Raw genomic sequence first — 22,271 nt, forward strand, 5'->3', positions numbered from 1 at the left:
GCACATTACCGCTTCGCGTTTACCCCCGTCATCATGATGGCCTCAAACGCTGGCTTGGGCTTGTACTGGCGGTCGAAAATCAATGGGTAGCTGGTGCGGCCCGGAATCGGCCAGTTGTTGAGCCAGGAGTCGTTGTCGGTAACGCCCCAGAACGTGATACGACTAATCTTGTCGCGGTGCTTGTGGAACAGCGCGAACAAGGCGGCATAGCGGTCGGCAAGCTGCTGCTGCACCGAGTCGGGCAGCCCGGTTGTGTAGAGGTTATACTTCTCGTCGAAGCCGAAGGTGGCGTCAATGTCGGCCCCCTGCCGCTGGCTCGGGTTTGGCAGCACGTCGATGTCCAGCTCCGTGAAGGCCACCTGCACGCCTAGCTCCGAAAAAGCCAGGATGCTGGCCTCCACCTCTTCCAGCGACGGGGTCTTCAGGCCGTAATGCCCCTGCATCCCGATCCCGGCCACCTTGATGCCTTTCTCCTGCAGGTTCCGCACCAGCCGCACGGCGCCCTCCCGCTTGGCGGGTTTCCAGAGGTTGTAGTCGTTGTAGTAGAGCTCCATCTGCGGGTCGGCCTCTCGGGCAAAGGTGAAGGCCTTGGGCAGGTAGTCCTCCCCGATAATCTGGAGCCACTTGGTCTGGCGCAGCGTGCCGTCGTCGTTCAGGGCCTCGTTCACCACGTCCCAGCCGTTTATCTTGCCTTTGTAGCGCCCGGCCACTGTGCTGATGTGGTCTTGCATGCGCTGCAGCAGCACCTCTCTGCTGGCGGCCTTGCCGTTGCCGTCCTCAAACACCCATGCCGGCGTTTGCTGGTGCCATACCAGGGTATGGCCCACGATAAACATGTTGTTGCGCTGCCCGAAGGCCACATACTTGTCGGCTGGCTCGAAGTTATAGATCTCCGGCTCCGGGTGCACCGGCCCCCACTTCAGGAGGTTTTCGGGACTGATGGTATTGAACTGCGACTGGATCAGGGACGTGGCCTGCGCGTCGCGCTCGTAGGCCTGCCCGCCGTTCAGGGCCGCGCCCACATAAAAGTCCCCTCGGTAGGCCGCCTTCAGCGTGGTGGGAGCGGAGGCCTGGCTTGCCTCCGGCTGGCTGGCGAACTCCTGTGCTACATTCGCCGTGTGCGTCTCGGCGCAGGAAGTGGCCAGACAAACCGCCAGCACCATCGGCCCGGCAATGTTTTTAAAGCGTTTCATATTCGATGCGTTTATATTGTCTAAAGCCTGATTTGCGCCCAACAGGTAGCGGCACGCGAAAGCAGGGGTATAACTTACAAGCTCAATTACTGCCTCGGCAGGTATAAATTTTTGCAGTGCCCGATGTATGGGTATGGCTCAGAACCCGATGGAGTTGCCGCCATCCACCGGCAGCACCGTGCCGGTCACGTACTTCGATGCGTCGCTGGCAAAGAAGTAAACCGCCTCCGCCACGTCTTCGGGTGTGCCCAGCGTGCCCATTGGCGTGCGCGACAGCACCTTGTTTTTCCGCTCCGGATCATCGTCCAGCGCCTTGGCCGACATGTCGGTGGCGATAAAGCCCGGCGCGACGCAGTTCACCCGGATGCCCTCCGGCGACAGGTCCACCGCCATGGCCCGGGTCATACCCTCTATCGCCGACTTGGAGGCGGTATAGGCGATCACTTTCGGAATGCCGTACTGCGAGGCCATCGAGCTGATGTTCACGATGGCGCCTCTGCGGTGCGGCAGCATCACTTTGGCCACCTCCCGGCTCAACGCAAAAACGGCGTTCACGTTGGTCTGGATAATCCGCTGAAAGTCCTCGTCGCTCACCTCCGTAAAGGGCTTTTTCATGTTGATGCCCGCGTTGTTCACCAGGATGTCGATCCGGCCGTGCTCCTGCATGATGCGGTCTACCAGCTGCGGAATCTCAGCCAGCTTGCTCAGGTCGAAGGCGATGCAGGTGCAGCGCCCCCCGAACTCGCGCTTGGCGGCGTCCAGTTTCTGCTGGTTCCGGCCGATGATAATCGTCTGGATATCCTGCTGGACGAGTTTCTGGGCGATGGCGTAGCCGAGGCCCGAGCCTCCGCCCGTCACGATGGCTATTTTGGTGTCTGACATAGGGTTTTCGTTGATTCGGTTTGTCTCAAAAGGTTAAATCCCCGGCACAAACTTGGGGTCTATCTGCATGTAATAGTCGAGGGTATGGGCGGGCTTCTCAAGGCCTTGCGGCAGGGGCCGCTTCGAGAAGGTTTGGAAATAAAGTAGGGCCGAATCGCGCCACCTCCGGGCCTCTTTCTCCTGGATCGCCAGGAAGGTTTTCACGTGGAAGAAGCGCTCTGCGTCCACCATCCCCTCCAGCTTGTCCCAGGTTTGCTGCATCTGCCGCACCGAGTCCACGCCGCCGGAGTAGCGGTAAGCCAGCTCATCCCAAAGGATTCTGCCGGAGTTCGTCTTATAGTCCCAGGGCACATGGTGGAACCAGAGCAGGTACTTCTCCGGCACTTTTTTGAGGCTGCCAAACTCCTTCTGCACCGGCGGGAAATACTGCGCCACGGCGTTGCTGCCGGTTTTGGTGCGGTCGAAGCCGATGCCTTTCTCATCTGCCTGGTGATAGTATACGGCGGTCCAGTCGGCGCGGGGCTTGTCTTTTATCCAGGGGCCGGGGCCGTAGTGGTGCGACCAGCCCATGAGGTGGTGCAGCCCCAGCGGGGTGGTATAGTTCACGTAGTTTTCGTGGGAGTTCAGCATCAGCGTCTGCACCGGGGCCAGGAACGCGCTGTTGTTCGTGAAGGTCATCCGAAGCCACTCGTCGGCTATTTTCTCCGAAGACAGGGTATGGTCCCAGGCGAGGCGGCCGAAGGTATACCAGTTGGACTGCGCGAACTGGTGGCCCGTCCAGTTGCGGTCTGTGCCGATGTTGCTGACCCCGGCGATGCCGGTGAGGGTATGGCTGTCCAGGGTGCCGTCGATCACCTTGCCCACGGTGGAGCCTTTGCCCTTGGCGTAGGTATCGGCGTTCAGGACCTCTTTATAGAGCGGCGCGAGGTATACCAGATTGGTTGCCTGCCCCAGGTACTCCTGCGTGATCTGGAACTCCATCATGAGCGGCGTCTTCGGCATGGCCCCGAACATGGGGTGGAAGGGCTCGCGCGGCTGAAAGTCGATGGCCCCGTTCTTTACCTGCACCAGCACATTGTCGCGGAAGGTGCCGTCCAGGGGCTTGAACTCGTTGTAGGCCTGCTTGGCACGGTCGTCGGGCACCTTGTCGTCATACACGAAGGCGCGCCACATCACAATGCCGCCGTGCGGCGCCACGGCATCGGCCAGCATGTTGGCCCCGTCGGCGTGGTTGCGGCCGTAGTTCTGCGGACCGGGCTGCCCCTCCGAGTTGGCCTTCACCAGAAAACCGCCAAAGTCGGGCACATAGGTATAAATCTCGTCTGCCTTCTGCTTCCACCAGGCCTGCACCTGCGGGTCAAGCGGGTCGGCGGTTTTCAGGCCGCCCAGCTCGATGGGCGCACTGAAGCGGGCCGTGAGGTATACCTTCAGGCCGTAGGGACGGAAGGCATCGGCCAGGGCCTTCACTTTTTCGAGGTATGGCTTAGTGAGCACCAGGGCGTTGGCGTTCACGTTGGTCAGCACGGTGCCGTTGATGCCGATAGAGGCGTTGGCGCGGGCATAATCGAGGTAGCGCTGATCGATGTAATCGGGAAGCTTGTGCCAGTCCCAGAGCGAGAAGCCGGCATAGCCGCGCTCCACGGTCCGGTCCAGGTTGTCCCAGTGGTTGAGCATGCGGTGCTGTATCCGGGGGGCGCTGCTGATGGCCAGGCTGCGGATGTCCTGCTGTGTCTGGAGGAGGCGCAGCAGGTGGAAGGTGCCGTAGAGCACGCCCACCTCGGTGTTCGCCGCAATCACGGTGGCCGGTTTCCCGCTCAGGTTGGTTGAGAGCAGCAGATAGCCCTCTTTTCCCACCTGCTTCAGCCTGTCGTCCAGGGCCAGGGTTTTAATCAAGGCAGAGCTGGCTGGCGTGCCCGCCACTACCGCCCCGGCCTGCGTCGGCCGCTGGGCGAGGGGCACCTGCTGGCCCAGCAAGCCGCTCAAGCCGTTGCGAAGCTCTTGCTGCACAAGGGCCAGCGTGGGCGAGCTGCCTTCCACCACCACCTCTTTGATGGCCTGCTGATAGTTTTGCAGCCTCGCGGCATCCTGCACTTTGTCGTAGCGCAGCCACAGCCGGTAGCCATCCTCGGCGTGCAGGCAATCGGGCACCAGCAGGAGCAGGAGCAACGGCAGGAGATAAGCAAGTCTTTTTCTCATAAGGCAATGTCGGTTATGGTGATGCTGTGTACTTTGCTATTGCGTATCCTTCCTCCTTTTCACACAGGCGCTTTGCTCCTCCTTGGATAGGCGGGCCTTTCGTCTGGCAAGGGCAGGTGATTATACCTGCGGTTTCCGCAGGGAGGACCCCCGCACGATCAGCTCGGACCTGAGCGTGACAGTGTTGGTGATGCTGATGTCGGAGAGGCCGTCGAGGTAATTGATCAGGCTCCGGACCGCCACCTCGCCCATCTCATACCCCGGGTAGTCGATGGTGGTCAGGGCAGGCTCCACCACCCGCGTGATCGGCTCGTTGTTGAAGCCCACGATGGCGATGTCGCCCGGTATGGAGAGGCCCGCCTGCTTCAGCGCGTTCATGCAGTTGGCGGCGCAGAAATCATTCGAGACGAACACGCCGTCCGGGCGAGGCTCCATTGCCAGGATCTGGCTCGCCGCCTCAATCCCCGCTTCCTCCGTCAGGTCGTTCACGATCACAAGCGATTCGTTGAAGGGCAGGTCATGGTCGATGAGGGCGTATTTATACCCCTTCAGCCGGTGGGCATACACGTTTATGCGGAGGTTGCCGGTGATGTGCACGATGCGCTGGCAGCCCTGCTCGATCAGGTGCGTGGTGGCCCGGTAGGCCGCCTGCACGTTGTCGATGATGATGCTGGTGCTTTGCTTGTGCTCGGCCACCCGGTCGTAGAACAGCACCGGCACGCCTTTCTTGAAGAAGGGCTCGAAATGGTCGATGTTCTCGGTGTCGGTTGCCAGCGACACCAGCAGCCCGTCTACCCGGCTGTTGAACATGGTTTTGGCGTTGGCGATCTCCTTCTCGGCCGTGCCCATCGACTGGCTGATGATCAGGTTATACCCCGCCTCGGTGGCCACTTTCTCCATACCGGCCATCACCGACGACTGAAAGCTGCTGTTGAGATGCGGCACGATGACCCCGATGGTGTTGGTGCGCTGCTTGCGGAGGTTGCTGGCGAACATGTTAGAGCGGTAGCCCATCTGGGTGGCGATCTCATAGATCCGCTGCTTCGTCTTCTTGTTCACCGCGGGGTGGTCGTTCAACGCCCGGCTCACCGTGGTTGGCGACACCCCCACTCCTTTGGCTATATCATATATGGTTATGTCCTTGTCCATGTTGTAGGATTAATTTGAAACTGTTTTTGAAATCGGTTTCATTGATTCTGTAGTCTTTCAGCGCCTATTTATACCTATTCTACTTCAGTATACTCACTTTTGCAGTTATCCCGACACTATATAGCCCTAAATCTACAATAGTTACTACCGCGCCTGCTACAAATACCACAAAAACTGTTTCTAAGGTATACCTCTTCTAAGCAAGACAGCATTTGAACCTACAACTTTCAACTGATTTTAAAACAAATTTATGAAATCGGTTGCAATTTCCAAATCATTTCCTCAAGTTTACAAAACAATAGTGATCGGTTACTCACTGAAATACCCCGAAACACCACGCGCCAACACCATTTTGAAGAGAGGAAAACACGCTTTCAACATACTAAAAATCAGCTGATTATACCATACAAAATACTTAAACACAAAGCAGTATTTCGGACGATTGGAAATGAAAATGGTGCAGAAATAGAGCCTGTTAGGATGGTTCCGGCAGGATAGCAAGGCACACGCCACCACGTGGCACCCACTGTAGCATCAGTTAAAACACTCGACAAATGAACCCAGAGAAAGACTTTATGCAACCCCCGACCGGCATTATGTCACGGATACTGCAACCGACGGCAACCCGGCCCCACACTGGCACCCCAACAGCAGTCGCACAGACTGACGCGCTCCCTGATTCTAGTGAACAGCAATACCAAACCTCAAAAACCTTCTCTTATGAAATTTGATTTTACGCAGAGCACCGGGCGGCCCCTTTCGCTGGCTCGCAGACCAGGTGCCATTCGGGTAGCCATGCTGCTGATTGCCTGCCTGCTGGCAGGCGGCCAGGCAATGGCCCAGGCCCTCACCGTAACCGGGCGGGTAACCGACGCAGAAACAGGAACAGGCCTGCCGGGGGTAACCGTAGTCCTGAAAGGCACCACAACGGCAGGCCCCACCGACGTGCAGGGCAACTACACCATCCAGGTGCCCAACGGCAACGGCACACTGGTGTTCTCTTACATTGGGTACACCGGGCAGGAAGTGCAGATTAACAACCGGGCGACAATAAACGTGAGCCTCAGCACCGACGCAAAGGCGCTGGAGGAAGTAGTGGTTATTGGGTACGGCACGCAAAGAGCAGAAGCCGTAACAGGCTCCGTTGCCTCCATAAGTGCAGAAGAGATTTCCAAAGTGCAATCAGGCAACATCACGCAGGCTTTGCAAGGGCGTTTGCCAGGTGTGGAGTTTACCCAATCTTCTTCTCAGCCGGGCGCCTCCATGCAAATCCGGATTCGCGGCACGCGCTCCATTAACGGTAGCAACGACCCGCTGGTGGTACTCGATGGTATCCCTTTTCCAGGAGCCATCTCTGATATCAATCCAAACGACATTAAAAGCGTTGACATCCTGAAGGATGCTTCCGCGACTGCCATTTACGGCTCGCGCGGCGCCAACGGTGTCGTATTAGTTACCACCAAAACTGGTAAAGCTGGGCAAAAGCCACAGGTAAGCTACAATGGCTTTCATGGCGTGAAAGATGTTTTCTCCAGATATGATATGATGAGCGGGCCAGAACTTCTTGAGCTGCGTCAGGCAGCCGGACTGTTTAAAGACCAGCTTGGAGTAGATGAGGAAGAGGGTGTAGATACGGATTGGCAAGACCTCTTATATCAAACTGGAATCACAACGAGCCATGACTTAGGCGTTTCGGCTGGCACTGAAAAGGGGCGCTATAACTTCAGTTTGGGTTACTTCGAGGATGAAGGCGTGATTCCTACGCAGAATTACACACGCTACTCTATACGCGGTAGCGTTGATCAGGAAATAGGTGAGCGTTTCCGCGTTGGCTTCAACACATACAACAACTATAACCTTACAAAAGGCTCCAACGTGGGCTTGTACAATATCCTAAGCTTGTCGCCTCTTGCCAACCCCTACAATGAAGACGGCACTTTGAAAAGAACTGTTAGAATGCCGCTGGATGAGACCTGGGTCTATACAAAAGACTTGGTAGAGGATTTAAGTGATAAATGGTTAAGCCAAACCAAGGCTTTTGCTACATACAACACGCTTTACGGCGAAGTAAAAATTCCGGGAGTGGACGGTTTGAAGTACCGCGCCAACCTTGGTTTAAATTTCCGCCAGAGCCAGGGCGGAGCCTACACGGCAGCAGGGATAAACGCTATTGACCCAAGAACTTTATCGTCTGCTTCGCTCAGTAACTCTCAAACGACTAACTGGACCATCGAAAACCTGCTGACATACGACCGTACACTGGCAGGGAAGCATAATGTGAACCTGGTAGGACTATACTCTGCCTCGCAAGAGCAATATGACAGATCCCGCATATCGGGAAGGGATATTCCGTCCGATGCCTTCCAATTCTACAACATTGGGTATGCTGCCGAAGAAATCACGGTAAACCCTAACGACCAGCAATATGTAAAGTGGGGCTTGCTGTCGTGGATGGGGCGCGCCATGTACTCTTATGACGACCGTTACTTGCTAAGCGCTACCGTGCGCTCCGATGGCTCCTCCAGACTGGGCACGGGATATGAATGGAATACCTACCCTGCCATATCAGCCGGGTGGAACATCGCCAGAGAATCGTTTATGCAGGATGTAAGCCTTGTAAACATGTTGAAACTGCGTGCGGGCTATGGGCAAACCTCCAACCAGTCTATCCCTCCCTACTCTACACTTGGGATTTTATCAACCAGGCCTTACAACTTTGGCCCTGACACTTATGCAACCGCATACTATCCAACGCAACTGCCTAACCCTAAATTAGGATGGGAGTACTCTAACACATGGAACTACGGACTGGATTTCGCCATCCTGAACAACCGCCTGTCTGGCACAGTAGAGTACTATCTGACAAACACCGACAATATTCTGCTGAGCCTTGGGCTGCCTCCTACATCAGGTGTGAGCAGCTATACGGCAAATATAGGGTCGACTCAAAATAAAGGCCTGGAGCTTTCGCTCAATGGTGTGATTCTGGACGACCTCAATGGCTGGACATGGGAAGCCGGTGTCAACCTGTATGGCAACCGGAACAAAATTGTATCGCTTGCTTCGGGACAACCGGATGATAAAGGCAACTGGTTGTTTGTAGGCCATCCTATCAATGTCATCTACGACTACGAGAGAACTGGCCTCTGGCAGGAGGGAGATCCGTATCTGGACATACTGGAGCCGGGCGGCGATGTAGGCATGATTAAGGTGAAATATACCGGCGAGTACAATACCGATGGCACGCCTGTAAGGCAAATTGGGCCTGATGACCGACAAATCATAAACGCGAACCCTGATTTCCAGGGGGGCTTTAACACCCGCGTAGGGTACAAAGGATTTGACCTTACCGCGGTGGCTGCCTTTCAGAGCGGCGGAGTCCTCAACAGCACGCTATACGGGGCGGCAGGCTACCTCAATTTGATGAGTGGGCGCCGCGGGAATGTTGATGTCGATTACTGGACACCGGAGAACACCGACGCCAAATATCCAAACCCGGCAGGCCCAAGAAGCGGCGACAATCCTAGATATGGCAGCACCCTGGGCTATTTTGATGCATCATACCTAAAAATACGCACTATCACGCTTGGTTATAACTTCAACAACAGCGACTGGATGGAAAAAGTAGGTGTCAATAACCTGCGGCTCTACGCTACAGCGCAGAACCCATTTGTGCTGTTCTCGCCTTACCACAGAGAATCAGGTATGGACCCTGAAACCAACTCATACGCTGACCAAAATGTGGCGGTAAGCACGGGCACTCCGTCCCGCCTCCTCACAATTGGCACAAACGCACCTGCTACGCGAAACTATCTGGTTGGTCTCAATGTGACATTCTAAAGAAAAGAAAAATGAAATTAATAAAAAATAAAGCCTTTATAGGAACAGCCCTGATGATGGCGCTGTCCCTAACGTCCTGCGAGGATATTCTGGAAGAGCAGCCACGAGCTACGTTTACACCCGAGTTTTTCCGAACTGAGACTGGTATATATGGTGGCGTTACATCCATGTATGCGCACTTACGCTATATTTATGGGCAAGCGTATTATTATAACACTACCGAGACCGGCACAGACGAAGTGACTTACGCACAGAGTGCGGACCAGAACTTTAAGATAATGGACATCTCGGGGCAGGGTGAAATCACATCCACAGACAGCCGAGCCGATGTGTTATGGATAGCCGCGTTCTCAAACATCAACACTGCCAGCGGTGTAATTGAAAATGCCGCCGCAGTGGGCACCATCTCCGATGCGCTGGTGGCCGAAACCAGATTCTTCCGCGCCTTCGATTACTTTCAGTTGGTACAGACCTTCGGCGGGGTGCCTCTGGACCTGGGGGCGGGCGAACTAAAGTTCAACAACAACCCTATTCGGTACTCTGTGCGCAACACTGTGCCCGAGGTTTATACGAAAGGCATATTTCCGGATCTGCTGACAGCGGTAGAAAACCTGCCGGCAAACCCACGCGTAACCGGCGGGGCAACCCAAACGCTGGCACGCCTTTTCCTGGCAAAAGCCTACCTGACCTACGGCTGGTGGCTGGAAAACCCCAACAACATTCCGACCTATCCGGAGACCCCACGAACTGACCCTGACGGCCACGATGCCCAGTGGTATTTTCAGCAGGCCTACGATGTGGCAGCTGCCGGAATAGACAATCCGGGGCCTTTCCGTTTGCAGGACACCTACTATGACGTGAACCTGGGATCAAACGACCGCAACAGCGAAGTTCTGCTGTACGCCGACCATACAGAGACAAGCGAGTTCTATAACGCAGCGAGTCTAACGTATAGCAACGGCGGTGCCCCCGACAACTTTGCCGGCTGGATGATGACGTGGAACTACACCAACATCCGAAGTGCTACTAACCCGGACGGGACTGGGATGATAAGCTCTGTGCAGCGCGAGGCAGCCCAAAACCTGGGGCGCCCCTGGACACGCATGGCTCCCACGATCGGCGTGATTACAAACACCTTTGCCGACAAAACGAATGACTCCCGCTACGACGGCACCTTTAACACCGTGTACCGTGGCAACTGGCCAAAGGGGAATGTAAACGCAGCGTTTGTATACAACGCAAACGGTCTGCAAGTGTCCCCCGGCGAGCCAATCCTGACTTTCCTGGACGAGCAACCAGCGACGCCTGTTAACTATCCCTCAAATGCAGGCAAGAGCAACATTGGCGCAGGAGAGTTGCCCGGACGGGCGGACTTCGTGATCGCGCCGCGCGGCATCAGCAGAGTGGTATACCCGGGCCTTTGGAAGCTTGGCACCTACCGCACCGACAATAACGGCGGGCTTGGACAGCCAAATGCCGCCAGCACCCGTCCTTTCAACATTGCTAAATTCTCGGAGTTTTACTTTGTAGCAGCCGAAGCAGCAGTGAAGGGCGCAAATGCACAAGCCGGCAAAAGCGCCAGAGAGCTGATCAATGTGATTCGGGCGCGCGCCGGTAACTGGCGCTGGGACAACAACGGGAATATGGCCAAAGTGGTAGACAACGGCGCAGAGATGGTCGCTGCCACTCCGGCAACGATTGATATGGACTATATTCTGGCAGAGCGTTCGCGGGAGTATTATGGCGAAGGTTACCGCTGGTTCGATCTGGTGCGCACGCAGAAATGGGAGGACCTCGCTTCTACCTACGAAATTGCCGGTAGCAACTACGGAGACCATACCCCTCAAACAATAACCCGCAACATCCAACCGTATCACTATCTGCGCCCTATTCCGCAAATCCAGCTTGACAGGATGGATATGACCGCCGCAGAAAAATCGGCCTATCAAAACCCGGGGTATAATTAATTAAAAAAATCAGGGTTAGAAGCTTGGCTGCCCCGATGGGGTGGCCAAGCTTTCTAATATTATACCCCCTTTGTATAGAGTGGGATTGAAAACCGCTATACCTTTACCGCTGCCCACAGTACACGCTACCAGTACCAACCACCCTTTATATCACCCAAACACGCTGAAAAGAAATGTAAAAAACAGTTAACCTTTTAATGATTATTCCTTTATGAAGAAAGTTATACTCCTTGTTCTGCTGCTGGCCTCTATGGGAGGCTTCCAGGCAAAGGCGCAGAACCTTATCCCCAACGGCAGCTTCGAGAGCGGCAGCGGAAACAGCTTCACCAACTGGTGGACAAGCGCCGGAAACGGCTCGGCGACCTTTACCGCGGCCACCGCCAACGTGAAAGACGGCAGCAGGGCCCTGCAAGTGGACGTGACGGCGCTCGGAACCAACCCTTGGGAGATTCAGGCAGTGAACGACGCGTGGGCCTCCAAATCAGGCCAAAGCTACACGCTTACTTTCTGGGCGAAGGCCGCTACGGCGGGCAGCAGGTTTAAGGCGGTGCTGCAACTAGGCAGTGCTTACGCCGAAAAGAGCTTTACCCTGACCGACACGTGGCAACAGTATGAATGGGCGTTCGCGGCCGGGGCCGACGACCTGCAACTCAAGTTCCAGTTCCTCTCCACCGGCACTTTTTATATCGACAACCTCATCATACCGCCTGCGGCGCAGCTGAAGGAGCTCCTGACAAACGGCGGCTTTGAGAACGGCACCGGCGACAGCTTCAGCAACTGGTGGACCCAGGTGGGCGGCGGCGGCCAGGGCGCCTTTACGGCGGAGACCGTGGATGTACAGCAAGGCAGCAGGGCCATGAAGGTAACCATCACCCAGGCCGGAAGCGCTGCCTACAGCATCCAGGCGGTGAACGATGCCTGGCCTTCCGTGACCGGCACCGAATATACCTTAAACTTTTACGCCAAGTCGGCCACCGCCGGCAAAACAGTACGGGTGGTGCAGCAGACCAGCACCTACGCCTCCAAAGACTTCGTGCTGACAGACGCCTGGCAAAAATACACCTGGACCTTCACGGCGCAGGAAGCAGACCTGCAACTGCGCCTGAACTTTCCGGCAGCGGGCACTTTTTACCTCGACAACTTCTCGATACTCGGCAGCGCGGACGACAACACGCCACCACCGCCCTATACCCCCACCGGCCCTCCGATCGCCACAGGCCAGCCTAAGTTTCTGGGTGGCGTGTACAGCGCATCGCAGCTGCCCAACTTCACCCACTACTTCAACCAGGTGGTAGCCGAAAACGCAGGCAAGTGGGGAAGCGTGGAAGCCACGCGCGACGTGATGAACTGGTCAGAGCTGGACGCTGCCTACAAGCTGGCCAAAGACAACGGATTCCCGTTCCGGATGCACGTGATGATCTGGGGAAACCAGCAGCCTGCCTGGATCGAGAACCTGCCCCCGGCAGAGCAGCTCGAGGAAATTGAGGAATGGTTTGCCGCCGTGGCAGCACGCTACCCCGACATTGCTTTTCTGGAAGTGGTAAACGAGCCGACCAACGACCCGCCTGTGAAACAAAACGCCACCGACCAGGGCAGCGGAAACTATTTTGCGGCCCTCGGCGGCAACGGCACCACCGGCTGGGACTGGGTGATCAGCGCCTTTCAGCTGGCCCGCAAGCACTTCCCCACCACCACGCTCATGATCAACGACTACAGCGTGGAGAACACCCCTGCCAACACCCAGCGCTACCTGGGCATCATCAACCTGCTCCGCGAGCGCAGCCTGATCGACGCGATTGGCATACAGGGGCACGCGTTCTCGACCAGGCCAACGCAAGCGGCCACCCTGAAAAGCAACCTCGACCTGCTGGCCTCCACCGGCCTCCCCATCTATGTAACCGAACTCGACATTGACGGCAGAACCGATGAAGTGCAGCTGGCAGAGTACCAGCGCATTTTCCCGGTGTTTTGGGAGCACCCGGCCGTGAAAGGCATCACCCTGTGGGGATACCGCCCCGGCCACTGGCGCACGGAGCAGGGCGCATACCTGGCCTATACCAACGGCGCAGAACGGGCGGCGCTGAAGTGGCTGCGGGAGTATGTGCAAAGCAACACCAACGTGCATGTGCCGGCAATAACCTCCGGCCAGAGCCTCCGCTTAGACGCTGCCATTGCCTGCAATGCCCTGGGCAAGGTAACCGCGACAGACGCCGACGCCAGCACCGTGCTACAGGGCTGGCAGCTACTGGGCGGAACCGGCGTTTCCATCTTCACACTGGACGCAGCCACTGGCCAGTTGACCATTGCCCATCCCGAGCTGATCGACTTCAGCCAAACAGCCTATACCCTGACGGTGCAAGTGAGTGACGGATTTAACACCAGCGCCGCCGGAACCGTGACCATTCTGATTCCGGACAAGGTGTATGTGCTGCACAAGGGCAAAGTGCTGCACATTGATAAAACCTCGGTGCCCGACCACCTGAGCCACGGCGACTGCATTGGCAGCAACGAAGGTACCGTTACGATGGCAGGCGGCAGCACGAGAAGCAACCAGGAGCGCGAGCGGGTGAGCGTATACCCGAACCCGGCCTCCGAAGGCAAGTTCAAGCTGGTTCTCCCCGACTACAGTGCAGCGAAAAAAGCTGTGGTGCAGTTGGTGGACCTGGAGGGCCGCATCCTGCTGGAGCAGCAAGTTACGCAGCCGGTAACCAACGTGGAGCAGCCGCTTAAACCGGGCATCTACCTGATCCGCGTTATCCAGGAAAAGGAAGTAACCGTGAAGAAAATGATCGTTCAGTAAAGTATATATCCTCCGGAGCCGGCAGGTTGCACAGGGACATGGTAGACGTAACCCCGCCCTATATGCAACCGGCCTGGTTTCGGGGTTTATATATCCGTTAAACCCGGTATGGGATGAAGCAGGTAAAGAAGTTGAAAAAATGCCTGACGCCATCTACCTGAGAGCATGTTTAAAATTCATCTTTTGGGCTACAAAACGTCCATCAAGGAACCTGACTTCACCTTTTTATCGCCCCATAGCGCTGCTATGCGGCTCAAAAAACGCTTTGTCAGAACCCTTCCTGAACATTTTTCGCTTCCAAAAATGAAATTTAAACATACTCTGAAACCCAAACGACAATCCAACATGAAATTACAGCTGAGATCCGTTAGCTTCCTTATTTTACTCTGTGCTTTCTGCTATGCGTTCCCATCCTACAGCGACGTTAAACTGCCCCACCTGATTCAGGACGGCATGGTGCTGCAGCGAGATGCCAAATTGAAGGTATGGGGTTGGGCATCGCCTGGCGAAAAAGTCAGCATTAATTTTAACGGTAAAAAGGCAAGTGCAACGACGGGTGCTGACGGGAAGTGGCTTGCCGTTTTGCCGGCCATGAAAGCTGGCGGACCCTATACCATGATGCTGAAGGGCAACAACACGATTACGCTGAAAGACATCCTGATCGGGGATGTATGGCTGTGTTCGGGGCAATCGAACATGGTGCACCAGATGGCGCTGCATAACATTACCTATGCCGAGGATATTGCGAACGCCGACTATCCGCAGATACGGCATTTCTGGATTCCGACCACCACCAACCTGCAAGGCCCTGCCCAGGATTTGCCGCCCGGCACCTGGAAGTCGGCCAATCCGCAGGATGTGAATCAGTTTTCGGCAGTCGCCTATTTTTTCGCCCGGAAACTGTATACCCAGTATCATATCCCGATCGGCTTGATTAATGCCAGTGTGGGAGGCACGCCTATTGAAGCCTGGATGAGCGAAGAAGGACTACAGGAATTTCCTGATGCCCTTGCCACCATCGACAAGAACAGAGACACAAGCTATGTGAACAGCTTGAACCGAAAAGCCTTAGCGGCTGCAGAAAAGAACAGGCAAAAACCCGAGCAGGACAAAGGGCTAACCGGCGATGTGAAGTGGTATGATATGGCCTATGTTCCGAAGGGCTGGCAAAACATCAACGTGCCGGGCTATTGGGAAGACCAGGGCATCAAAGATCTGAACGGTGCTGTCTGGTACCGGCGTGAAATAGAGGTGCCCGCCACCATGGCAGGCGTACCGGCAAAAATGTTTCTGGGCAGAATTGTAGATGCGGATGAGGTATATATCAACGGCAAAAAAGTGGGTAACACAACCTACCAGTATCCGCAAAGGAGGTATAGCCTGGCCGCAGACGTACTGAAGCCCGGTAAAAACACGCTTGTGGTACGGGTGCTGAACAACGGCGGGAAAGGCGGCTTCGTGCCAGATAAGCCCTATTTCATCGAGGCAAACGGCCAGACCCTCGACCTGAAAGGGACCTGGCAGTATAAAGTCGGGGAAGTATACATGCCTGCTTCCGCTGCACCTGCGGGTATAAACGCCCAAAACCAGCCGACAGCCTTGTACAATGCCATGGTGGCGCCTGCTACCAATTTCACCATCAAAGGAATTCTGTGGTACCAGGGCGAGAGCAATTCTGGCAACCCTACCGCCTATAAACGCTTATTGCCGGCTTTGATCAACGACTGGCGGGGCAAATGGCAGCAAGATAACATTCCGTTCCTGTATGTGCAGCTGCCGAACTTTATGGAGGTGAATTACCTGCCTGCCGAGAGCAACTGGGCACTGATGCGGGAGGCTGCCCTGCAAACCTTATCGGTCCCTAACACCGCGATGGCCGTTACCATTGAACTTGGGGAGTGGAACGACATACATCCCGACAACAAAAAGGACGTGGGCGAAAGGTTGGCGCTGGCCGCACAAAAGCTGGTATATGGCGAAAAGAACCTCGTCTCCTCAGGTCCGCTTTACAAGTCCGCTACAGTAACGGGTGATAAAATCAGCATCAGTTTTACCAACACAGGCAGTGGGCTGACAGCCATCGATGAAGAGGAGCTTTCGTGGTTTGCTATAGCAGGAGAGGACAAGGAATTTGTCTGGGCGAAGGCAAAAATCGAGGGAGATAAAGTAGTGGTATGGAGTGAGCAGGTGCCGCAGCCAAAGTATGTGCGCTATGCCTGGGCCGACAACCCTTACGGCGCGAACCTCTACAACAAGGAAGGCTTGCCTGCCTCCCCTTTCCGCACGGATCAATAAAGCCCATACATCCCATGAAAAGAACGCTATACCTGCTTTTCGCTTTGGCTGTTTCTACTGCCTCCGCCCAGAATACCACAACAACTGCTGGTGGCAAATATCCTGCGTTAGTGAATTTTACGGCCGAGCAGGACCATCAACACATGATGCAGCAATTGGGCATCCAATCGCTCCGGCCAGGGCCGAGCGGCGATGAATCGGCACCGAACCACGCGAACTACGACGAGGCGCTGGCGAACCCATACCCCAACCTGCCGCCTTTGCTGACGCTGAAAAACGGCAAAAAAGTGACCTCTCCGGAAATGTGGTGGAAGAAGCGCCGTCCGGAAATTGTGGAGCAGTTCGAGAAAGAGGTATATGGCCGCGTGCCGAAACAAGTCCCCAAGGTAACCTGGGAAGTGCTGATAAACGAACGGGAGCGGGTGGGCTGGTTTCCGGTGATCGCGAAGCAACTGGTGGGCCACGTGGCCAACTCCGAATACCCGCTCATCAATGTGGATATTGCCATGACGGTGGTGACGCCTGCCAATGCCAAAGGCCCGGTTCCCGTACTGATGATGTTCGGGCGCAGCGCACTTCCGGCCCCGGCCCAACCGCCGCAGGAAAGTCTAGACAAGATCAACGCAGCGCTAAAGGAGCTGCTCGTGAAAACCGACCCGGCCTTGCAGGCTGTGTTTGAGCAATATCCCGCCTATACCCCCATTGCCTCGCAGACGCCCACTTACGGGCCGCCGCCCGCCGGCGACCCGCCTACGCCGCAGCAGTTGCTGGCCGCTGGCTGGGGTTATGCCCTCATGGAGCCGGGCAGCATCCAGGCAGACAATGGCGCGGGCCTCACCAAGGGCATCATCGGGCTCGTGAACAAAGGGCAACCCCGCACACCCGAGGACTGGGGTGCCTTGCGTGCCTGGGCCTGGGGAGCCTCGCGCGGCCTGGATTACCTGGAGACCGACCCTGCCGTGAATGCAAAGCAGGTAGGCATCGAAGGCGTGTCGCGGTATGGCAAAGCCGCGCTGGTGACCATGGCGTTCGACCAGCGCTTTGCCCTGGGCCTGATCGGTTCTTCCGGGGAAGGGGGCGCGAAGCTGCATCGACGCAACTTTGGCGAAGCCGTGGAGAGCCTGACGAGCAGTGGCGAATACCATTGGATGGCGGGCAACTTCCTGAAATACGGAGCAGACAAAGCCACATTCGGCAGCAAAAACGCGAATGATATCCCAGTGGATGCTCACCAGTTGATCGCGCTCGCTGCGCCCCGCCCTACGTTCATCAGCTACGGCATCCCGGAAAAAGGCGATTCCAAATGGCTCGACCAGCAAGGCAGCTATATGGCTACCGTGGCAGCGCAGCCTGTGTTTGAGCTGCTGGGCGCTACAGACCTTGGCGTATCAGATGACTATAAAACGGCGAAGATGCCGGGCGTGAATGTGGGCCTGATGGACGGCGAACTGGCCTGGCGGCAGCATGACGGCGGCCACACCGATGCCCCCAACATAAAGTATTTCATACAATGGGCGGATAACATGCTGAAGCGTTCCCCATCTGGCGCAGCCCGGTAAGCATCCAATTGAACCAACGCATATAATTTCTTAACACAAAACGATATGGCATTAACGCAAAGCTGGCGATGGTACGGGCCCAACGACCCCGTGTCGCTTCAGGATATAAAACAAGCCGGGGCCACGGGCATTGTCTCGGCCCTGCACCATATTCCCCACGGGGAGGTATGGCCGCTGGAGGAGATACAGGAGCGCAAGCGCATTATCGAAGCAGCCGGGCTGAGCTGGGTAGTGGTGGAAAGCGTGCCCGTGCACGAAGCGATCAAGACGCGTAGTGCCGCTTGTGAATCATACCTCGAACACTACCGCACCTCGCTCCGGAACCTGGCCGCGTGCGGCATCCGGACGGTGTGCTACAACTTTATGCCCGTGCTGGACTGGACCCGCACCGACCTGGCCTATACCCTGACAAACGGGGCAAAAGCGCTTCAATTCGACTGGGTGCAGCTGGCCATCTTCGATTTATACATCCTAAAACGGGCTGGTGCAGAGCAGGACTATGCCCCAGAGGTGGTGGCAGCTGCGCAGCAGAAAGCCGCGGCGCTTTCGGAGGAAAACCTGAGAGAATTGGCCGACATTATCCTGATGGGGGTGCCGACAGAGGGAAGCGTAACCGTGCCGGAACTGCTGAAAAGCATAGAGATTTACAAAGCGATAGGCCGCGACGGGCTGCGCGAGAACCTGGTATACTTCCTGAAGGCGATCATGGACGTGTGCGAGGAAACCGGCATCAACATGACCATCCACCCCGACGACCCGCCCTATGCCATTCTTGGTCTGCCGCGTGTGGTCTCCTCCAAAGAAGACCTGTTGTATCTGCTTGAGAAGGTAGACCGCAAACCAAACGGCATCTGCTTCTGCACCGGCTCCCTGGGCGCGGGCCGCCACAACGACCCGGTGGATATCCTGAAAGCTGTGGGCCACAGGGTATACTTTGCGCACCTGCGCAACGTGCTGAAAGATGCGACAGGCAGCTTCTACGAGTCCGACCACCTGACCGGCGATGTGGACATGTATGGCGTGATGAAAGAACTGGTTGCCCTGAACAGCAGGCGCGAGCAGCCCATCCCCTTCCGCCCCGACCACGGCCACCAGATGCTCGACGACCTGCATAAAACAACCAACCCCGGCTACTCTGCCATCGGGCGGTTGCGCGGTTTGGCGGAGCTGCGCGGCTTGGAAATGGGCATCCAACGATCCATCAATGCCTGACACACCGCCTGACCGTAAAGGGCCGGGCTTTCTATGATTTATCCTTAACAACCTGTCCGTGCCCCCGGCGGTTTTAATGTATGCTGCACATGAAAAACTATTTTTTCGCTTCTTCTTTGATTGGGTATGGCCAACTTTCCGGCTTTCCCCGCCTCACGGCCATCCTGGCTGCTGTCCTGTTTTCTTTCGCCTTGGCTTTGGTGAGTGGCCCGGCGGCGTTTGCCGTGAACGGCGACAAGGCATACGTTGCCACGGAGGCAAGCAAAGGCGCTTTCCCGCTCGCGGTGGCAGGCAAACCAGCATCTTTATTTGTGAGCTCCGGAGATTATCCGGGTGTGCTACGGGTGATCAAACACCTGCAGGCAGATATCAGGCGTGTAACCAATACCGAGCCGCAGCTCACCATCGGCACAAACGCCCCGAAGGCAAAACAAATCATACTGGTTGGCACGCTCGGCAAAAGCCCGCTGATCGACAAGCTGGTGAAGGCCAAAAAGCTGAATGTGACAGGTATAGCCGGGCGCTGGGAAACCTTCCTGGTGCAGGTGGTAGAGAAGCCGATACGCGGCGTAGACCAGGCGCTGGTGATTGTGGGCAGCGACAAGCGCGGCACTATCTACGGCATGTATGATGTGTCAGCTCAGATCGGGGTATCGCCGTGGTATTATTGGGCCGATGTGCCTGTGAAGCAGCAGCAGAACCTGTACGTGTTGCCGGGCCGCCATACACAGGGCGAGCCGGCGGTTAAGTACCGGGGGTTCTTTATCAACGATGAGGCACCCGCCCTTTCGGGTTGGTCGAAGGAGCAGTTCGGCGGTTTCAACCACAAGTTCTACGACAAGGTGTTTGAGCTGCTGCTCCGCATGAAAGGCAACTACCTATGGCCCGCCATGTGGGGCAGCGCCTTCAGCGACGATGACTCGCTGAGCGCCCCGCTGGCCGACGAGTATGGCGTGGTGATCGGCACCTCGCACCACGAGCCGCTGATGCGGGCCCACGACGAATGGCGGCGTTACGGCGAAGGCCCCTGGAACTACGACACCAACAAAGAGAACCTGCAGGAATTCTGGCGCAACGGCATAACGCGCATGGGCACCAAGGAAAGCATCGTGTCGGTGGGGATGCGCGGCGACGGAGACGAGCCGATGTCGGAGGAAAGCAACATTGCCCTGCTGGAGCGCATCGTGGCCGATCAGCGCAAAATCATCGCCAGCGTAACGGGCAAACCGGCTTCCGAAACACCACAGCTTTGGGCTTTGTACAAAGAGGTGCAGGAGTATTACGACAAAGGCATGCGCGTGCCCGACGACGTGACGCTGCTGCTCTGCGACGACAACTGGGGAAACATCCGGAAGCTGCCTAAACTGACCGAAAAACCGCATCCGGGTGGGTATGGCATTTATTATCACTATGATTATGTGGGCGGTCCACGGAATTACAAGTGGATCAACACAAACCCCATTCCGAGGGTATGGGAGCAGATGCACCTGGCTTACCAGTATAGGGCCCGTGAAATCTGGATCGTGAACGTGGGCGACATCAAGCCGATGGAGTTCCCGACAGAGTTCTTCCTGGATTATGCCTGGAACCCCGAAAAGTGGCCGGCAGAGCGCCTGGAAGAATACACGCGCCTGTGGGCAGCACGGGAGTTTGGGCCAGCACATGCCCCGAAAATCGCGGACATCGTTGCCACCTACGCCAAGTATAACGCCCGCCGCAAGCCAGAGCTGCTCTCCCCCGACACGTATAGCCTGTTGCATTACCAGGAAGCGGAGCGGGTTGTAGCGGACTATAACAGACTGGCCGAGGAGGCAGCGCAGATATACGCATCATTGCCAGAGGCATATAAAGACGCTTACTACCAGTTGGTGTTATACCCGGTGCAGGCAAGCGCCAACCTGAACGAGTTGCACGTAACTGTCGGCAAGAACCGGCTCTACGCCAGGCAGGGCCGCGCCGCCACCAACGAGATGGCTTCTAATGTGAAGGCGCTTCTTGCCAAAGACAAAGCGCTTTCAGACTATTACCACCAGCAGGTGGCAGGCGGCAAGTGGAACCACATGATGGACCAGACGCACATCAGCTATACCTATTGGCAGCAACCCGAAAAAGACGTGTTACCGGAGATCAAAGAACTTGTTCTGCCAGCCTCGGCTACCATGGGTATCGCAGTAGAGGGATCGGAGGTGGTATGGCCCGGAGGGAAAAAACAGGCGGCACTGCCAGCGTTCAACCCGTTTCAGTCGCAACCATATTATATCGATATCTTTAACAAGGGCAAAACTCCGTTTGAGTTTTCAGTTAAAACAGATGCCCCGTGGCTGAAGCTATCTGCGCAAAAAGGCACAGTGGCTACCGAACAGCGCCTGTGGGTGAGCGTGGACTGGGAGCGGGCCCCGGAAGGGACGCAACAAGTCCCCATCACACTGACCGGGACTAATAACAACCGCGTGGTTGTCCAGGCAATAGTTAACAATCCTCCCGATCTGGATTTGGCCAACATGAAGGGATTTGTGGAAAGAAACGGGTATGTATCGATAGAGGCCGGGCATTATACCCGCGCCGTGGAGGCAGGCGCTATAACCTGGCAGCTGCTCCCTGATTTGGGCCGCACGGCTTCCGCTGTAACGCCTTTCCCGGTAACGGCTCCGTCGCAAACTCCAGGAGGTGGCAGCCCGCACCTGGAGTACAACATATACCTGCAGGAGGCTGGCGAGGTAAAGGTGCAGGCCTATCTGTCTCCTACCCTCAACTTCCACGATACGCAAGGCCTGCGGTATGCCATTTCCATCGATGACGAAGCGCCGCGGCTCATCAACATGCACGCCGGCAATTCACAGAAGGTATGGGAACAGTGGGTCGCTGACAACATCAACATCCAGACATCCACGCACCAGGTACAGCAGCCGGGCGCGCACGTGCTGAAGTTCTGGATGGTGGACCCGGGCGTGGTGCTGCAGAAGCTTGTGATAGACACCGGAGGTTTGCAACCCAGCTATCTCGGTCCGCCCGAAAGTTTCGTTGAGCCAATTGAGGCGAACCAGTAAGTAAAGGACAAGAGAGCAGCTAACTTCTCTATCATACCTATACCGAGAAAATAAAAAGGGGGCAGGCTTTAGAATCGAAAAGCCTGCCCCCTTTTTAGCGCTAAAACAGAGCGTGTGGTACATTTGCTCTT

11 protein-coding genes are annotated in these 22,271 nt (G+C 56.3%); 7 read left to right on the plus strand and 4 right to left on the minus strand.

All coding sequences use genetic code 11. The features are described from left to right. Positions 1–5: 5 nt before the first annotated feature. The 4 genes from MKJ04_RS10715 to MKJ04_RS10730 form a co-directional block, all read right to left on the minus strand. Complete coding sequence (locus MKJ04_RS10715) at positions 6–1,193, minus strand: endo-1,4-beta-xylanase (RefSeq protein ID WP_241641632.1); 1,188 nt, start codon at positions 1,191–1,193, stop codon at positions 6–8. Between the two features lie 138 nt (positions 1,194–1,331). After that, on the minus strand, positions 1,332–2,075 hold the full coding sequence (locus tag MKJ04_RS10720) for an SDR family NAD(P)-dependent oxidoreductase (RefSeq protein WP_241641633.1): 744 nt from the start codon (positions 2,073–2,075) through the stop codon (positions 1,332–1,334). A 33-nt stretch (positions 2,076–2,108) separates the two neighbouring features. After that, the gene (locus MKJ04_RS10725; protein WP_241641634.1) at positions 2,109–4,271 is read right to left on the minus strand and encodes an alpha-glucuronidase family glycosyl hydrolase; all 2,163 of its coding nucleotides are present in this window, start codon (positions 4,269–4,271) and stop codon (positions 2,109–2,111) included. Between the two features lie 120 nt (positions 4,272–4,391). Further along, complete coding sequence (locus tag MKJ04_RS10730; protein ID WP_241641635.1) at positions 4,392–5,420, minus strand: LacI family DNA-binding transcriptional regulator; 1,029 nt, start codon at positions 5,418–5,420, stop codon at positions 4,392–4,394. A 720-nt stretch (positions 5,421–6,140) separates the two neighbouring features. On the opposite strand from MKJ04_RS10730, the gene MKJ04_RS10735 reads away from it, so the two are divergent. The 7 genes from MKJ04_RS10735 (at position 6,141) to MKJ04_RS10765 (ending at position 22,140) form a co-directional block, all read left to right on the plus strand. Continuing rightward, positions 6,141–9,260 carry a SusC/RagA family TonB-linked outer membrane protein gene (locus MKJ04_RS10735; protein WP_241641636.1) on the plus strand — a complete coding sequence of 1,040 codons (3,120 nt, stop codon included), beginning with the start codon at positions 6,141–6,143 and terminating at the stop codon, positions 9,258–9,260. 11 nt (positions 9,261–9,271) lie between these two features. Continuing rightward, positions 9,272–11,227, plus strand: a complete 1,956-nt coding sequence (locus tag MKJ04_RS10740; protein ID WP_241641637.1) for a RagB/SusD family nutrient uptake outer membrane protein — start codon at positions 9,272–9,274, stop codon at positions 11,225–11,227. 211 nt (positions 11,228–11,438) lie between these two features. Beyond that, positions 11,439–14,027 carry an endo-1,4-beta-xylanase gene (locus MKJ04_RS10745; RefSeq protein ID WP_241641638.1) on the plus strand — a complete coding sequence of 863 codons (2,589 nt, stop codon included), beginning with the start codon at positions 11,439–11,441 and terminating at the stop codon, positions 14,025–14,027. 345 nt (positions 14,028–14,372) lie between these two features. Next, positions 14,373–16,322: a sialate O-acetylesterase gene (locus tag MKJ04_RS10750; protein ID WP_241641639.1), complete on the plus strand. Its 1,950-nt coding sequence runs from the start codon at positions 14,373–14,375 to the stop codon at positions 16,320–16,322. Positions 16,323–16,336: 14 nt separating this feature from the next. Further along, on the plus strand, positions 16,337–17,881 hold the full coding sequence (locus MKJ04_RS10755; protein WP_241641640.1) for an acetylxylan esterase: 1,545 nt from the start codon (positions 16,337–16,339) through the stop codon (positions 17,879–17,881). Positions 17,882–17,926: 45 nt separating this feature from the next. After that, complete coding sequence (gene uxuA / locus MKJ04_RS10760) at positions 17,927–19,093, plus strand: mannonate dehydratase (RefSeq protein WP_241641641.1); 1,167 nt, start codon at positions 17,927–17,929, stop codon at positions 19,091–19,093. 89 nt (positions 19,094–19,182) lie between these two features. Next, complete coding sequence (locus MKJ04_RS10765; protein ID WP_241641642.1) at positions 19,183–22,140, plus strand: glycosyl hydrolase 115 family protein; 2,958 nt, start codon at positions 19,183–19,185, stop codon at positions 22,138–22,140. Positions 22,141–22,271: the final 131 nt, after the last annotated feature.

This window comes from Pontibacter sp. E15-1 (assembly GCF_022601975.1).
In the GTDB taxonomy this organism is placed as follows: Bacteria; Bacteroidota; Bacteroidia; order Cytophagales; family Hymenobacteraceae; genus Pontibacter.

Coding starts and splice junctions, on each gene's coding strand:
- MKJ04_RS10715 (WP_241641632.1), bottom strand. CDS start 1,193: ATGAAACGCTTTAAAAACATTGCCGGGCCGATGGTGCTGGCGGTTTGT.
- MKJ04_RS10720 (WP_241641633.1), bottom strand. CDS start 2,075: ATGTCAGACACCAAAATAGCCATCGTGACGGGCGGAGGCTCGGGCCTC.
- MKJ04_RS10725 (WP_241641634.1), bottom strand. CDS start 4,271: ATGAGAAAAAGACTTGCTTATCTCCTGCCGTTGCTCCTGCTCCTGCTG.
- MKJ04_RS10730 (WP_241641635.1), bottom strand. CDS start 5,420: ATGGACAAGGACATAACCATATATGATATAGCCAAAGGAGTGGGGGTG.
- MKJ04_RS10735 (WP_241641636.1), top strand. CDS start 6,141: ATGAAATTTGATTTTACGCAGAGCACCGGGCGGCCCCTTTCGCTGGCT.
- MKJ04_RS10740 (WP_241641637.1), top strand. CDS start 9,272: ATGAAATTAATAAAAAATAAAGCCTTTATAGGAACAGCCCTGATGATG.
- MKJ04_RS10745 (WP_241641638.1), top strand. CDS start 11,439: ATGAAGAAAGTTATACTCCTTGTTCTGCTGCTGGCCTCTATGGGAGGC.
- MKJ04_RS10750 (WP_241641639.1), top strand. CDS start 14,373: ATGAAATTACAGCTGAGATCCGTTAGCTTCCTTATTTTACTCTGTGCT.
- MKJ04_RS10755 (WP_241641640.1), top strand. CDS start 16,337: ATGAAAAGAACGCTATACCTGCTTTTCGCTTTGGCTGTTTCTACTGCC.
- uxuA (WP_241641641.1), top strand. CDS start 17,927: ATGGCATTAACGCAAAGCTGGCGATGGTACGGGCCCAACGACCCCGTG.
- MKJ04_RS10765 (WP_241641642.1), top strand. CDS start 19,183: ATGAAAAACTATTTTTTCGCTTCTTCTTTGATTGGGTATGGCCAACTT.